General features: G+C 59.5%; 13 protein-coding genes, 2 tRNA genes and 3 pseudogenes. 12 read left to right on the top strand and 6 right to left on the bottom strand.

Annotated elements, in window-relative coordinates:
• The 6 genes from ispE (at position 1) to ychF (ending at position 4,577) form a co-directional block, all read left to right on the top strand.
• Positions 1 to 852 carry a 4-(cytidine 5'-diphospho)-2-C-methyl-D-erythritol kinase gene (ispE, locus tag ACYZTK_RS19805; RefSeq protein WP_462011375.1) on the top strand — a complete coding sequence of 284 codons (852 nt, stop codon included), beginning with the start codon at positions 1 to 3 and terminating at the stop codon, positions 850 to 852.
• A 37-nt stretch (positions 853 to 889) separates the two neighbouring features.
• Positions 890 to 964: transfer RNA gene (locus ACYZTK_RS19800), tRNA-Gln, on the top strand.
• Between the two features lie 46 nt (positions 965 to 1,010).
• Positions 1,011 to 1,952, top strand: coding sequence for a ribose-phosphate pyrophosphokinase (locus tag ACYZTK_RS19795; protein WP_003208392.1), 942 nt, complete (start codon positions 1,011 to 1,013; stop codon positions 1,950 to 1,952).
• A gap of 141 nt (positions 1,953 to 2,093) precedes the next feature.
• A complete protein-coding gene (locus ACYZTK_RS19790; protein WP_462011374.1) occupies positions 2,094 to 2,699 on the top strand; it encodes a 50S ribosomal protein L25/general stress protein Ctc in 606 nt (201 codons plus the stop codon).
• Positions 2,700 to 2,868: 169 nt separating this feature from the next.
• Positions 2,869 to 3,453, top strand: coding sequence for an aminoacyl-tRNA hydrolase (gene pth / locus ACYZTK_RS19785; protein WP_462011373.1), 585 nt, complete (start codon positions 2,869 to 2,871; stop codon positions 3,451 to 3,453).
• A gap of 23 nt (positions 3,454 to 3,476) precedes the next feature.
• Positions 3,477 to 4,577 (top strand): redox-regulated ATPase YchF, encoded by a 1,101-nt coding sequence (gene ychF, locus ACYZTK_RS19780; protein ID WP_462011372.1) that lies wholly within the window; start codon positions 3,477 to 3,479, stop codon positions 4,575 to 4,577.
• Between the two features lie 142 nt (positions 4,578 to 4,719).
• Here the strand turns inward: ychF and ACYZTK_RS19775 are convergent, their stop codons facing one another.
• Complete coding sequence (locus ACYZTK_RS19775) at positions 4,720 to 5,937, bottom strand: MFS transporter (protein ID WP_462011371.1); 1,218 nt, start codon at positions 5,935 to 5,937, stop codon at positions 4,720 to 4,722.
• A gap of 294 nt (positions 5,938 to 6,231) precedes the next feature.
• Between ACYZTK_RS19775 and ACYZTK_RS19770 the strand changes: the two genes are divergently transcribed.
• The 3 genes and pseudogenes from ACYZTK_RS19770 to ACYZTK_RS19760 form a co-directional block, all read left to right on the top strand.
• Positions 6,232 to 6,308, top strand: a tRNA-Met gene (locus tag ACYZTK_RS19770).
• Positions 6,309 to 6,446: 138 nt separating this feature from the next.
• A complete protein-coding gene (ggt, locus tag ACYZTK_RS19765) occupies positions 6,447 to 8,279 on the top strand; it encodes a gamma-glutamyltransferase (protein WP_462011370.1) in 1,833 nt (610 codons plus the stop codon).
• Positions 8,280 to 8,463: 184 nt separating this feature from the next.
• A pseudogene (locus ACYZTK_RS19760) lies at positions 8,464 to 8,628 on the top strand (transcriptional regulator); the annotation flags it as partial.
• Positions 8,629 to 8,681: 53 nt separating this feature from the next.
• On the opposite strand, the gene ACYZTK_RS19755 reads toward ACYZTK_RS19760, so the two are convergent.
• The 4 genes and pseudogenes from ACYZTK_RS19755 to ACYZTK_RS19740 all read right to left on the bottom strand — a co-directional run bounded on the left by ACYZTK_RS19755 (position 8,682) and on the right by ACYZTK_RS19740 (position 12,067).
• Positions 8,682 to 9,281 (bottom strand): flavin reductase family protein, encoded by a 600-nt coding sequence (locus tag ACYZTK_RS19755; protein ID WP_462011369.1) that lies wholly within the window; start codon positions 9,279 to 9,281, stop codon positions 8,682 to 8,684.
• Between the two features lie 54 nt (positions 9,282 to 9,335).
• Positions 9,336 to 9,770: pseudogene (locus ACYZTK_RS19750) on the bottom strand (methyl-accepting chemotaxis protein); the annotation flags it as partial.
• A 153-nt stretch (positions 9,771 to 9,923) separates the two neighbouring features.
• Positions 9,924 to 10,562: pseudogene (locus ACYZTK_RS19745) on the bottom strand (PAS domain-containing protein); the annotation flags it as partial.
• 191 nt (positions 10,563 to 10,753) lie between these two features.
• Positions 10,754 to 12,067, bottom strand: coding sequence for an MFS transporter (locus ACYZTK_RS19740; protein ID WP_462011368.1), 1,314 nt, complete (start codon positions 12,065 to 12,067; stop codon positions 10,754 to 10,756).
• A gap of 170 nt (positions 12,068 to 12,237) precedes the next feature.
• Between ACYZTK_RS19740 and panB the strand changes: the two genes are divergently transcribed.
• A complete protein-coding gene (gene panB / locus ACYZTK_RS19735) occupies positions 12,238 to 13,056 on the top strand; it encodes a 3-methyl-2-oxobutanoate hydroxymethyltransferase (RefSeq protein WP_462011367.1) in 819 nt (272 codons plus the stop codon).
• On the opposite strand, the gene ACYZTK_RS19730 is transcribed toward panB, so the two are convergent.
• Positions 13,041 to 14,438, bottom strand: coding sequence for an aminotransferase-like domain-containing protein (locus tag ACYZTK_RS19730; RefSeq protein WP_462011366.1), 1,398 nt, complete (start codon positions 14,436 to 14,438; stop codon positions 13,041 to 13,043). The two genes, panB and ACYZTK_RS19730, sit on opposite strands and share 16 nt — an antisense overlap.
• Before the next feature lie 56 nt (positions 14,439 to 14,494).
• Here ACYZTK_RS19730 and ACYZTK_RS19725 point away from each other — a divergent pair, with 56 nt between their 5' ends.
• Together ACYZTK_RS19725 and ACYZTK_RS19720 are read left to right on the top strand one after the other, a co-directional pair.
• Positions 14,495 to 14,629, top strand: a complete 135-nt coding sequence (locus ACYZTK_RS19725; RefSeq protein ID WP_462011365.1) for a hypothetical protein — start codon at positions 14,495 to 14,497, stop codon at positions 14,627 to 14,629.
• A gap of 105 nt (positions 14,630 to 14,734) precedes the next feature.
• Entirely contained in the window at positions 14,735 to 15,055 is a 321-nt protein-coding gene (locus tag ACYZTK_RS19720) for a hypothetical protein (protein ID WP_462011364.1), read from the top strand.
• Positions 15,056 to 15,058: the final 3 nt, after the last annotated feature.

Genomic DNA, 15,058 nt, shown 5'->3' with positions numbered 1-15,058 from the left:
ATGACTGCTCCGCGCCTGACCCTGCCCTCGCCAGCCAAGCTCAACCTGATGCTGCACATCCTCGGCCGTCGTGAAGACGGTTACCACGAGCTGCAGACTATTTTTCAGTTCCTGGATTACGGTGATGAAATCACTTTTGCCGTGCGCGAAGACGGGGTAATCCGTCTGCACACGGAATTTCCCGGCGTGCCGCACGACAGCAACCTGATTGTTCGCGCCGCGAGAAAACTTCAGGAGCAGTCCGGTTGCTCACTGGGTATCGACATCTGGATCGACAAGATCCTGCCCATGGGCGGCGGGATCGGAGGCGGCAGCTCGAATGCGGCGACCACCCTGCTCGGCCTGAACCACCTTTGGCAGCTCGGCTGGGATGAAGATCGCCTGGCTTCACTGGGCCTGACCCTGGGCGCTGACGTCCCGGTTTTCGTGCGTGGACATGCGGCTTTTGCCGAGGGCGTGGGTGAGAAACTGACCCCTGTAGACCCCGAAGAACCGTGGTATCTCGTACTGGTACCGCAAGTATCTGTAAGTACAGCAGAAATTTTTTCAGATCCGCTGTTGACACGTAACACTCCTCCCATTAAAGTGCGCCCCGTTCCCAAGGGAAACAGTCGAAATGACTGCTTACCGGTGGTAGCAAGGCGTTATCCAGATGTTAATAACGCATTGAATTTGTTAGGTAAATTTACCGAAGCAAAACTCACCGGAACTGGAAGTTGTGTGTTTGGGGGCTTCCCAAGCAAAGCTGAAGCTGATAAAGTCTCGGCCCTTCTTACAGAGACCCTTACAGGGTTTGTCGCAAAGGGAAGCAACGTTTCGATGTTGCATCGCAAGCTGCAAAGTCTGCTCTAAAAGGAATCGAGTACTGGGTACTCGTTGCAACAGATACAGGGGCGTCGCCAAGCGGTAAGGCAGCAGGTTTTGATCCTGCCATGCGTTGGTTCGAATCCAGCCGCCCCTGCCATTTTCCTATACTCATCCAGGTTACCCTCAGCCTCTAGGTACTGCGCGTGTCCAAGATGATGGTCTTTACGGGGAACGCCAACCCCGATCTGGCTCGGCGTGTTGTACGTCAGCTGCATATCCCTCTCGGTGACATCTCTGTCGGCAAGTTTTCCGACGGCGAAATTACAGCCGAGATCAATGAAAACGTCCGCGGTAAAGATGTCTTCATTATTCAGCCGACTTGCGCTCCGACCAACGATAACCTGATGGAACTGGTAGTGATGGCTGATGCCTTCCGCCGCTCCTCGGCTACTCGTATCACTGCTGTTATTCCTTACTTTGGTTATGCCCGTCAGGATCGCCGTCCGCGTTCCGCACGTGTGGCTATCAGCGCGAAAGTCGTTGCTGACATGCTTACCGTAGTCGGCATCGATCGTGTTCTCACGGTTGATTTGCATGCTGACCAGATCCAGGGTTTCTTCGATATTCCGGTAGATAACATCTACGGCTCCCCGGTTCTGGTGGATGACATTGAAGATCAGCGCTTCGAAAACCTGATGATCGTATCCCCGGACATTGGTGGCGTCGTGCGTGCACGTGCTGTTGCCAAATCTCTGGGCGTGGATCTCGGGATCATCGACAAACGCCGTGAGAAAGCCAATCACTCTGAAGTGATGCATATCATCGGTGATGTCGAAGGGCGTACCTGTATTCTGGTCGATGACATGGTCGATACCGCCGGCACTCTGTGCCACGCGGCCAAGGCCCTGAAAGAGCATGGCGCTGCCAAGGTTTTCGCCTACTGCACACACCCTGTGCTGTCCGGTCGGGCGATCGAAAACATTGAAAATTCCATGCTGGACGAACTGGTGGTGACCAACACCATCCCGCTGTCCGCTGCTGCTCAAGCCTGCTCGCGTATCCGTCAACTGGATATCGCGCCGGTAGTTGCCGAAGCGGTCCGCCGCATCAGCAATGAAGAATCGATCAGCGCGATGTTCCGTTAAGGGCCCTGCCCTTCTCGAATGTCTCGTTGACGAAAAGCGCCCCGCCCCGGCATTCCTGTCGGGGCGGGGCTTTTTTGCCCATATCGCCTTTAGCGCTGGTCGCAAACGCTGGGGCGAATGTGGTTATTTTGGAGATACAACATGAACGATTTTACCCTGAATGCTGAAGTGCGTTCCGACCTGGGGAAAGGTGCGAGCCGCCGCCTGCGTCGTCTCGCAAGCCTGGTACCAGCTGTAGTTTACGGTGGCGAAAAAGCCCCTGAATCCATCAGCATGCTGGCTAAAGAAGTTGCCAAACTGCTCGAAAACGATGCGGCCTACAGCCACATCATCGAGCTGAACGTTGGCGGCACCAAGCAAAACGTAATCATCAAAGCTCTGCAGCGCCACCCGGCCAAAGGCCACGTGCTGCATGCTGACTTCGTACGCGTTGTAGCTGGCCAGAAACTGACCGCTATCGTGCCTGTACACTTCGTTGGCGAAGAAGCTCCGATCAAGAAAGGCGGCGAAGTTTCGCACGTCACTTCGGAAATCGAAGTGAACTGCCTGCCGAAAGATCTGCCTGAGTTCATCGAAGTCGACCTGTCGAACGCTGAAATCGGCTCGATCATTCACCTGTCCGACCTCAAAGCCCCTAAAGGCGTTGAGTTTGTTGCTCTGGCACATGGTGACGACAAGGCTGTGGCCAACGTTCACGCTCCACGTGTTGCTCCAGAAGAAGCTGCTGAAGAAGGCGCTGCAGAGTAATTTCACTCTGTTCGCCGGAGTGACCGGTAACATCGCGGACTAGTACGTAGCGAGAAAGCGGGCGAGAACGCGGAGTTTACATAATGGTAAATGAGCACTTGTCGTCCACTTTCGCCGCACACACTGATTGCGGCGATGTTAACCACCACTCCAAGGAAGGGCCCCTATCGTGACCGCCATAAAACTGATCGTTGGCCTGGGTAATCCAGGCGCTGAATACGAACAGACCCGGCATAACGCAGGGGCCCTTTTTGTTGAGCGCATCGCGAACGCACAAGGCGTCAACCTTGTGGCGGATCGCAAATATTTCGGCCTGACCGGGCGCTTTTCGCGTCAGGGTCAGGATGTTCGCCTGCTGATTCCCACCACCTACATGAACCGCAGCGGCCAGGCCGTCGCGGCACTCGCAGGATTCTTCCGCATCAAGCCCGAAGAAATCCTGGTGGCGCATGACGAACTCGACCTGCCTCCGGGCGTTGCCAAACTCAAACTGGGCGGCGGCCATGGCGGTCACAACGGGTTGCGCGACATCATTGCGCAACTGGGCAATCAGAATACCTTCTACCGCTTGCGGCTTGGCATTGGCCACCCGGGCGTAGCCAGTATGGTTTCAAATTTCGTCCTGGGTCGTGCGCCACGCGCCGAACAGGAAAAACTCGATGCCAGCATCGACTTTGCCCTCGGCGTGCTGCCGGATATCCTCGCCGGTGAATGGAACCGCGCGATGAAAAACCTGCACAGCCAGAAGGCCTGACTTTTACCCGAAGGGGAAACACCATGGGATTCAATTGCGGCATCGTCGGCCTGCCTAACGTCGGCAAGTCCACCCTGTTCAACGCCCTGACCAAATCCGGGATCGCGGCCGAGAACTTCCCCTTCTGCACCATCGAACCGAACACCGGTATCGTGCCGATGCCGGATGCGCGCCTGGAAGCCCTGGCTGCCATCGTCAATCCGAAGCGCATCCTCCCGACCACTATGGAATTCGTCGACATCGCGGGCCTGGTTGCCGGCGCGTCGAAAGGTGAAGGCCTGGGCAACAAGTTCCTGGCCAACATCCGTGAAACCGATGCCATCGCTCACGTGGTCCGCTGCTTCGAAGACGAGAACGTGATTCACGTCTCCAACAGCGTCGACCCGAAACGCGACATCGAGATCATCGACCTGGAACTGATCTTCGCCGACCTCGACAGCTGCGAAAAGCAACTGCAGAAAGTCGCGCGCAACGCCAAGGGCGGCGACAAGGATGCTGTGGTTCAGAAGGCACTGCTTGAGCAATTGATCGCTCACTTCACCCTGGGCAAGCCTGCACGTACCCTGATGAAGACCATGGGCGCCGACGACAAGGCCGTGATCCGTGGCTTCCACCTGCTGACCACCAAGCCGGTCATGTACATCGCCAACGTCGCTGAAGACGGTTTCGAGAACAACCCGCTGCTGGACATCGTCAAGGCCATCGCCGAAGAAGAAGGCGCCATGGTGGTTCCGGTCTGCAACAAGATCGAAGCCGAAATCGCCGAGCTGGATGACGGCGAAGAGAAAGACATGTTCCTCGAAGCCCTGGGTCTCGAAGAGCCCGGCCTGAACCGGGTAATCCGCGCCGGCTACGAAATGCTGCACCTGCAGACCTACTTCACCGCTGGTGTCGAAGAAGTCCGCGCCTGGACCGTCCGCGTCGGTGCCACCGCACCACAAGCCGCTGGCGTGATCCACACCGACTTCGAAAAAGGCTTCATCCGCGCCGAAGTGATCGCCTACGACGACTTCATCCAGTACAAGGGTGAAGCCGGTGCCAAGGAAGCCGGAAAATGGCGTCTGGAAGGCAAGGATTACATCGTTAAAGACGGCGACGTGATGCACTTCCGTTTTAACGTGTAAGACTCGCACCCAAGAAAAAGCCGCGCAAATGCGCGGCTTTTTTGTGCCTGAGAAACTGTCAAAAGATCGCAGCCTTCGGCAGCTCCTACAGGGGATCTAGGTGCACCTGTAGGAGCTGCCGAAGGCTGCGATCTTTTGATCTTCAGGCTTTTTTGGTTCTCGGCAGGAAGATCGCCAGCACACCCAGCAACGGCAGGAACGAGCACAGGTAGTACACGTACTCAATCCCGTGCGCATCCGCCAGATACCCCAGCAGCGCCGCGCCAATCCCGCCAAAACCGAACATCAGGCCAAAAAACACCCCCGCGATCATTCCGACATTGCCCGGCACCAGTTCCTGGGCGTACACCACGATGGCGGAGAACGCCGAGGCCAGGATAAATCCGATGACTACGCTCAGGACGCTGGTCCAGAACAGGTCAACGTGCGGCAGGAGCAAAGTGAACGGCGCAACGCCGAGGATCGAGAACCAGATCACGGCCTTGCGTCCAATCTTGTCGCCGATCGGTCCGCCAAAGAAGGTCCCCGCCGCTACTGCGCCAAGGAACAGAAACAGATGCAGCTGCGAACTGGCCACCGAGAGGTCGAACTTTTCGATCAGGTAGAAGGTGTAATAGCTGGTGAGGCTGGACATGTAGAAGTACTTGGAAAACACCAGCAGCCCGAGTACCACCAGTGCGCTGATCACTCGCCCCTTGGACAGGCCATGGGTCGCCGCCTGGCCTTGCTTGAGCTTGAACAGGCTCAGGTGATTGGCGTACCAGCGACTGATCCGATAGAGCACAAACAGTGCAAACACCGCGAACAGGCCAAACCAGGCAACATGGCCCTGACCGAACGGAATAATGATGGCCGCAGCGAGCAATGGACCGAACGCCGAGCCCGCATTGCCGCCGACCTGAAAGGTCGACTGCGCCAACCCGAATCGCCCGCCCGACGCCAGTCGTGCTACGCGGGACGCCTCCGGGTGAAAAGTCGAAGAGCCGATGCCGATCAGTCCGGCCGCCAGCAGGATCATAGGGAAGCTGCCGACCACCGACATCATCAGGATGCCGATCAAGGTGCACACGGTGCCGGCAGGCAGCAGCCATGGCTTGGGATGGCGATCCGTGTGGTAGCCAACCCAGGGTTGCAGCAGCGAGGCCGTCAGCTGGAAGGTCAGGGTAATCAGGCCGACCTGGGTAAAGGTCAGGCCGTAATTGGCCTTGAGCATCGGATAGATCGAAGGCAGGACTGATTGGATCAGGTCGTTGATCAGATGCGCCAGCGCCACCGCGCCGATGATGCGCATGACCAGAGGGCTGCTTTGAGAAGTCGCTGATGCCGGCGCGGCGCCGGTCTGGGCATTGCTGATAGCCATGAGAGTTTCCGAACAACGGGTGGGTGCAAACGGGCAGGTACGTCAATGTGCCATTTTTCGGTGCGCCAGCGCCATCCCCTTAGCCTGCTAACGACATCTGCTTACAAGAATGATGCTGCGGCACCACCTGATCTTCTGCCCTGCCCAAAGCCAAACAGGCAGATTTACACCCTGACAGCCCCCTCTGCGGCCACGATTTATCGCGCCAAGTGGATAAGCGGTTGAAAGCGTAGAGAAATATTTTAAATTTACGCTTGACGCATCCCCGTTACCGGTGAATAATGCGCGCCACTTGGCTACATAGCTCAGTTGGTTAGAGCATAGCATTCATAATGCTGGGGTCCGGGGTTCAAGTCCCTGTGTAGCCACCAAGTACTAAAAACGGCTTACCGCGAGGTAGGCCGTTTTTTTATGCCTGCGAAAAAGTGCCTGCCTGCTGCACGGGTTTGCTTCACAGGGAGTCGGCCGATACAGTCGCCGAATCTTTTGCCACGGACGGAGTGCCTAACGTGTCCCCTCCTTTCCACTTGAGTCGCTACCGCCTTTGCGCGCTGTCGCTGGTTGCCTCTGCGCTGACGCTGGTCGCCTGCAATGCCCCGCCGACTTCAACGCTGCCCGTTGCGCCGGAAAACGCCTCGGGCTATCGCAGTGATCTGCAGACCCGCTACGCCAGCAAACACATGGCCGCTGCGGCGAATCCGCTCGCCGCCGAGGCCGGGCGGGAGATGTTGCGCCAGGGTGGTTCGGCCATCGACGCGGCCATTGCGATGCAGGCGGTGCTGACCCTGGTCGAGCCGCAGTCTTCAGGCATCGGCGGAGGCGCACTGATTGTGTTGTGGGATGGCAAGAAAGTCCGCACATATGACGGTCGCGAAACCGCCCCCGCCGGTGCCAGCGAAAAACTGTTCCTGCAAGCCAACGGCAAACCGATGCCGTTCACCCAGGCGCAGATTGGCGGTCGTTCGGTGGGCACACCTGGGGTGCTGCGAGCGCTCGAACTGGCGCATCACAAACACGGACGCCTGCCTTGGGCGAAGCTATTTGAGCCCGCCATCAAGCTCGCGGAACAGGGCTTTGCGATTTCCCCCCGGTTGCATCAACTGATCGCTGCGGACTCCTCCATGAGGCGTTCACCCGACATGATGGCTTACTTCCTGAATGCCGACGGCAGCCCGAAAGCGGCCGGCACGCTGCTGAAGAATCAGCCGCTGGCCGCAGCGTTCAAACGCATTGCCAAGGAGGGTCCGGATGCCTTGTACAAAGGGGCCGTCGCCGAGGAAATCGTGGCCAAGGTGCAAAGGCATGCTAACCCGGGGAGCTTGTCGCTGAATGATCTGCAAGGCTACCAGGCAAAAGAGCGCGAGCCGCTGTGCACCGACTACAAGCGCTGGCAGGTGTGCGGGATGCCACCACCATCATCGGGAGGCATCGCGATCGCGCAGATCCTCGGCACACTCGAGGCCCTGGAAACCCGCGATCCGCGCTTGGCCCTGGCGCCGATGAAACCCCGTGAAAGCTCCGCTCCAGCAGGCATCGAACCGACTCCTGAAGCCGTGCACCTGATTTCCGAGGCAGAGCGCCTGGCCTACGCCGACCGTGCGCAATACGTCGCCGATGCCGACTTCGTGCCAGTGCCGGTCCAGGGTCTGCTGGACCCGCATTACCTTGCAAGCCGCGCGGCGCTGATTGGCGAGCGCAGCATGGACACGGCCGAACCTGGTACACCACCGGGCATCCAGGTGGCCTACGCGCCAGACCGTTCGCCGCTGCGCATATCCACCTCACAAGTGGTCGCGGTCGATGACCAGGGCGGTGCGGTCTCCATGACCACCACCGTGGAATCCGCCTTCGGCTCTCACCTGATGGTGCAAGGTTTCCTACTCAATAACCAGATGACCGACTTCTCGTTCATCCCGGAAGAAAACGGCCAGAAAGTCGCCAACCGCGTCGAGCCGGGCAAACGCCCCCGCTCCTCCATGGCGCCCACGCTGATCTTCGATCGCCAGAGCGGCGAGTTCCTGGCCACTCTCGGCTCGCCGGGCGGCTCGCAGATCATCGAGTACGTCGCCAAATCGACCATCGGCCTGCTCGACTGGAACCTCGACCCGCAAGCGGCCATCAACCTGCCCAACTTCGGCAGCCGCAATGGTCCGACGGAACTGGAGCGGAGGCAGTTCAGCCCCGCGCTGATTCAGGCGCTGAAGGACAAGGGCCACAGCGTGAACGAGATTGATATGACGAGCGGCACCCAGGCGATTGTTCGGGTCAAGGATGCACAGGGGAAAGCGTCGTTGGCAGGCGGTGCTGATCCGCGACGCGAGGGTGAAGCGCTGGGGGATTGAGCGGTTTGCAGGGGTGTGAAAGGGCTTACCGGGTGGTAGGCCCTTTTTTATGGGAAGTGCATCCTGATCGGTCGATACGAGTGGAGTTTTCCTACAGGACTGGACTCATTAACTGTGTAGAGTCGAGTCCCTACCCAAAACTTTTTGGAAACGACAGATCGTCCAGGATTAAAAGGAGTAACACATGGACATTCGTCCGATCCATACCGAAGAGGACTACCGTTCCGCCATCAAGGAAATCTCAGCACTATTCGACGATGAACCAGTGCCAGGGACTTCTGAAGGAAATTCTTTCAACATCATGATTACGCTGATTAGCGCATATGAAACAGAGCAGTTTCCGGTCGACAGTTCACCTACTGTCCCGACATCGAACTAGTGCCGGGAGCCGTGGCGCCCGATTCAACCCGGCAGAACCTTCCCATCCACCGGATCACCGATCTTCAGGAAATGCCCGCCTGCCACGTGGTGCAGGGTGCGCAGGGTGTCCTGGCCTTCGAAGTGCCAGCGGCCGTCGCTGAACACCCGATCATCGGCCTGGGCGGCGATGACTTCGGCGAGGAACAGGTCGTATTGTTGATGATTGCCGGGCTCCGGCAGCAGGCGGCACTCCAGCCAGGCGACGCAGCCTTCGAGCATGGGCGCGGCCACCTCTTCGCCACTGAAGGTCTGCAGGCCGTAAGCCTGGAATTTGTCCTTTCCCTGTCCTTGGGTGATTTCCAAGCCGGAGGTCGAACCCACGGTCTGGACGATGTCGGCCTGGGCGGCGCAAGGCACGTTCAGCACGAAAGTCCCCGAGGCTTCCAGCAGTTGTCGGGTCCAGGTGGACTTGTCCAGCACCACGGCAATTTTTGGCGGTTCGAAATCCAGCGGCATGGCCCACGCCGCCGCCATGATATTGCGCTGGCCGTCGTGGGCCGCGCTGACCAGTACGGTCGGCCCGTGATTGAGCAGGCGGTAGGCCTTGTTCAAGGGAACGGGCCGGCGATGGGAAGCGTGCATGCTGTCTGCTCCTGGAGAAAAAGCCGATTGTAGCGGGATCCGCCTGGGTCCTGCTTAGCTTGCCAATTGATTGGCGAACTGGCCCACCGCGTCGACCACCTTCTGCGCGCCGTCCTGGATCTCGACAATCACCGTACCCGCCTCTGCGGCTAGCGCCAACCCCTGCTCCGCCTGGAGTTTGCCTTCGGTCATCAGGGCGACCGCGTGACGTGCCATGTCCTGGTTCTGGCGCACCACGCCGACAATTTCATCGGTGGCCTGGCTGGTCCGCGAGGCCAGCTGCCGCACCTCATCCGCCACCACGGCAAAGCCGCGGCCCTGTTCGCCAGCACGCGCCGCTTCGATGGCCGCGTTGAGCGCCAGCAAGTTGGTCTGCTCGGCAATGCCGCTGATGGTCTTGACGATGGTGCCGATCACCAGCGACTGGTCGTTCAGCGCTTCGATTCCCTCGCTGGCGGTTTGCATGTGTTTGGCCAGGTCGCGCATCACCTCGACTGCCTGGGTTACCACGGCGTTGCCGCGCTGGGCGCTGTCATCGGTTTGCCGGGAAGTGCTGTAGGCAATGTTGGCCGCCTCGGCGACTGCCTGTTCCTGATTGACCTGGTCGGTGATCACGGTGGCGAACTTCACCACCTTGTAGAGTTTGTTGTTGGCATCGAGTACAGGGTTGTAGGAGGCTTCCAGCCAGACCGTACGACCGTGACTGTCGATACGCTTGAACCGGTCAGCGACGAACTCTCCGGTATTCAACCGACGCCAGAAGCCCTGGTAAGCGGCGCTGGAGGATTCATCCGGTGTGCAGAACATCCGGTGATGTTTGCCCTTGATCTGCGCCAGGCTGTAGCCCATGCCGCTGAGGAACCGGTCATTGGCGGTCAGCACGTTGCCATTGAGGTCAAACTCGATCACCGCCGTCGAGCGCACCAGGGCGCCAATCAGGTTCTCGTGCTCCCGGGACGCCTCGATGGTGCGGGTCAGGTCGCTGGAGTAGATCGAGTAATGCCTGATGCGCCCGTCCGCCGAGCGCACCGGCTGCACGATTGAACGCAGCCACGCTTCCTCGCCATTGCCGCGCAACAGGCGCACGGCACCGGCAAAGTGCTCGCCACGTTGCAGCGCCAGTTTGAAGCGATGGTGGAATTCATCGGATTTGACATGGGCGGGAACCATCTCTTCGATGGGCCGACCGCGCAGGTCCTGGCCCTTGTAGAGCATTTCGTCGATGAAGTTCTGATTGACCGACTGAATCCGTCCGTCCGTATCGAGGGTCAGCACCAGCATTTCGCTTTCCAGGCTTTCCTTCACTTGCTGAAGGCTGGAGAGTTCTTCACGAAGAGCCGACAGCTCCTGCTTCAAGCGTTTATTGAACATGGAATGCACCGATGGACAGGGGTAGAAAGCGAAATGCAGCCTAGCCATCGGCCTTGGGGATATTTTCTGAAGAGCGTTTCAGGGTTGTCCTACAAAAATAGTTACGCCGCGCCAGGCGCCGGGCATCGGCCGACGCTCGGCATGCGCGCACCAAAATAGGCGGCACTGCTGACCCCCACTACGCCCATGACTGCGCTGAAAATCACACAGACCCATGGACTCCAGGGCATCAGGCCGATCAGCAGCAGCGGAGTGATACTGGCCCAAGCGGCGTAGGCAATGTTGTAGGTGAAGGAAATACCCGAAACACGAATCCGCGCCGGGAACAGCCCAACCATCACCGAAGGCACCGCGCCGACCACGCCACAACACAAACCGGCGATGGCATACGCCAGGCCAATCCAGCTACCGCCATTGATCAGGCAGGTGTAGAGCACCGCGATGCCCAGCGGCAGCAGCAGGCTGTACAGCATGACTGTGCGCCAGGCGCCGATGCGATCGACCAGCACGCCGGCGAGTACACAACCAATGTTGAGGAACACGATACCCAAGGCGCTGAGGCCGAAGGTGTAGCTGGCGGTCATGCCGAAAGTTTTCTGCATCATGGTCGGGGTGATGACCACGAACACCACCACTGCCGAGGTCAGCACGCAGGTCAGGATCATCGCCGGCACCATCGCCAGGCGATGTTCACGCAGCACTGTGCGCAGGGGCAGCTCGACCGCCGCTTCGCGCCTGGCCTGCATCGCCATGAATACCGGAGTTTCGCTGAGCCAGCGGCGCAACCAGACGCCAATCACGCCGAATAGTCCGCCCAGCAGGAAGGGATAACGCCAGGCGTAATCGAGGATTTCTGCCGGGGTGAACGCCTGTGCCAGGAACGTCGCCGCCAAAGCGCCGATCAGGTAGCCGAAGGTCAGGCCCGCCTGCAGGAACCCCAGGGCATAACCGCGATGCCCGGCCGGCGCGTGCTCGGCGACGAACACCCAGGCGCTCGGCACTTCGCCGCCAACTGCCGCGCCCTGCAGGATGCGCAGTGCCAGCAGCAGCAACGGTGCGAAATAGCCGATCTGCGCGTAGGTCGGCATGATCCCGATCAGCAGGCACGGCAGCGCCATCATCAGGATGCTCAGGCTGAAGACCTTCTTGCGTCCCAGCCGGTCGGCGAAGTGCGCCATCAGGATGCCGCCCAATGGCCGCGCCAGGTAACCGGTGACGAAGATCCCAAAGCTTTGCAGCAGGCGCAGCCACTCGGGCATTTCCGGCGGGAAGAACAGCTGGCTGAGGGTCAGGGCGAAAAATACGAAAATGATGAAGTCGTAGATTTCCAGCGCCCCGCCGAGGGCGGCAAGGCCGAGGGTCTTGTAGTCCGAGCGGGTGAACGGCGCCGGGCGCACATCGGTTTGGGCAGTCATGAAAAAAACTCTGGCACGGGCAAAAATCCAAGGCGCCCATGGTCTACGCAAAAGCGCCGGTGGACAAGCCGATCAGGTCCCTGGGTTGGTTTTTAGCGCGTTTCTGTGCATTGAATTCAGCCTCGCGACGCCAATAATCGGGCACTTTCCAACCCCACAGGAAAGCCGCCATGAGCAGCCATACCCGCACCCGACGCCTGACCGTGCCCCAATTGGTGAGCATGAAAGGCCAACAGAAAATCGTCTCCCTGACCGCTTACACCCGCTCGATGGCCGAATTGATGGACCCGTTTGTCGACTTCGTGCTGGTCGGCGACTCGACCGCCATGGTCGGCTACGGCCGCACCTCGACCCTGGACATGAGCCTGGAGGAAATCATCGGCCATACCCGCGCGGTGGTCACCAGTACGCGCCTGGCCTGCGTGATTGCCGACATGCCGTTCGGCAGCTATCAGGAATCCCCGCAGCAGGCTTACCGCAATTGCGCTGAAGTCCTCGCCCGCACCGGCTGCGATGCACTGAAGCTCGAAGGCGGCAAAGCCATGGCCAGCACCGTGGAGTTCCTGGTGCAACGCGGCATTCCGGTAATGGCGCACATCGGCCTCATGCCGCAGTACGTCAACGTGATGGGCGGCTTCAAGGCCCAAGGCCTGAATGACAGCACGGCTATCGCCATCGAGGAGGATGCGCGGGCACACCTTGCAGCCGGCGCGTTCAGCCTATTGCTGGAAGGCGTGGCCGAACCGCTGGCCCGGCGCATCAGCGATTTCTCGGTGATGCCGACCATCGGCATCGGCGCGTCACCGGCCTGCGACGGACAAGTACTGGTGACCGAGGACATCCTCGGACTGGGTGGCGAATACGTGCCGCGCTTCGTCAAATCCTACGCAGATGCAGGCGCGCTGATCAGCCAGGCGTTCGAGTGTTTTGCCGATGAAGTGCGTAACGGTCAGTTCCCGCAAATGCAGCACTGTTACGGCGTCAGCTGACGCTCCTGGTAGATGACGCCGGCCAGCGTCTTGACTGCCGAACCGATGTCCTTGCTCCAGTCCACGGTGTAGCTCAGGCGCAGGCAATCGCGCCACAACCCCTGCTGGCTGAACATCGAACCGGGCGCAATCACGATTCCGTTGGCCAACAGGCGCTCGCACACCCGCCGCATGTCCACCGGGTGCACGGATTGCGCCCACACCGTTGCGCCACCGACCGCTGGCACCACCTTGAGCTGGTCGGCGGCGTGCTCGTTCAGCAGCGCGTTCATCTGCATCATGCGCTCCACCAGCAGACCGCGCAGGGCCTGGGTGTGCTGGTCGACCCGCCGCGAGCCGTATAGGCGCGCGAGGGCTTTTTGCCGGATCGGCGAGAGGCGGAAAGCGCGCTCCAGGCACTGGCGCTGCATCGCGGCTTCCTGCCCACGGATCAATACGTAACCGAACGGCGCTTCCGCACCGATGACCTTGTCGAAAGTGGAAAACACCACCAGCCGTTCGGGGTCGGCGTAATCCCGATACCGCGGCTGCTCAGGCAGAAATCCGAACTCACCATAGCTGTCGTTCTCGAACAGCCATGCCCCCCGCTCGCCCAGCCACTGGCACAGCTGCTGTTTGTCGGCCGCCGGCATCTGGCTGCCGTGGGGAATACTCACACCTGACGAGAACACCGCCAGCGCCACGGCTTCACGCTGTAACAGGGCGAAAACCTGTTGCAAGTCGAAGCGGCCATCGACGTGTAGCGGCAATTCGATCACCCGGATGTTCGCCGCCTGCAACTGGCGCAGGATCGCCCAGGAACACGGCGACTCTACCAGCGCCACGCTACCCTGCAGTTTCAACGCAGTGAGCGACATGTCCAGCACACTGCGCAGGTCGGCACCGATATACACCTGTTCCGGCCGCCAATAATCCCCGGTCGAACGGGTGTAGCGCTGCGCCAATACCGTACGTAATTCGAGCTCGCCAAAGGGTTGATATAACGGCACCGTTGCGCGGGGGTATTGGCGCAACAGTTCGCGCTCGGTCATCAGCAGCGGGTTTTCCAGGGACAGCAACATGGATGGCGCATCGCTACTCAGCGCCAGCATGCCGGGCTGCCGCGCGCTGGCGTAAATGTTGTCGAGCAAATCGCCAGCGATTGCCGGGGGCGGCAGCGCAGCCGCCTGGCAGAAATAGCCGAGCTTGGGCCGGGAATAGACGCGGCCCTCATCTTCAAGCAAGGCATAAGCGTACTTGGTGGTGGATACCGAGACATTCAGGCGCAGTGCCAATTGGCGCAACGACGGCAGTTTCAACTCGCCTTGCGTGCGGCTCGAGTCGATCAGCTCCACCAGGTAGCGGTATACGGCCTGATAAGCGAATGTGCTGTCCTTGTTCAAACGCGGTCATCCTGAGGGGGCACGGCGCAGCATCCTCCCCTTTCGGGCGTGATGCAATGTGCGCCCGATTCCTGGGCTGGGCCGTGCAGATCTACAACGCCGCCGAAGCCTTGCCCAATCTGATCCCGCTTTCATTGTGGCGACTGAACGGGTTGGGGATTATTCCTACTTGTTGGTTCACCATCCCCTGACATCAATACAAGGCGCCTCTGACATCGCCAGCCAGCGGGCTGCAGTAGACTTCGACAGTGCCAACATTTCTCCTCTCCCCACACTGTCCAAGGATGATTCAGTCAATGTCTTTTATCTCTAAATCGCTTGAAGAAATGCTCAATGAAATCTACCAGGATGGCCGGATCTCATTCACCGAATACCGAGTGCTGCGTGATGATGCCGATCGCCGAATGGAGGCTGTCACTCAGGAGCTTGGGCATCACAACAACTTGACGGCTTTCCAGAAAGCCATGGATGTGGCGATGCAGTTACTGCAACAGAGCATTATCGATGCCAAAAAAGCCGAGTTGACCGACACCGGTGAAGCCCTGGTCAAGGATGCCGTTGTCGCGCAGGTCGAATACTTGCGCGCTGGGGCTCATTTGGCGCTGCGTTTGTTGTAAGCC

Source organism: Pseudomonas sp. LB3P31, from assembly GCF_054897945.1.
The sequence above is the reverse complement of the archived record's forward strand: the minus strand, read 5'-3'. Positions and strand labels throughout refer to the sequence as shown.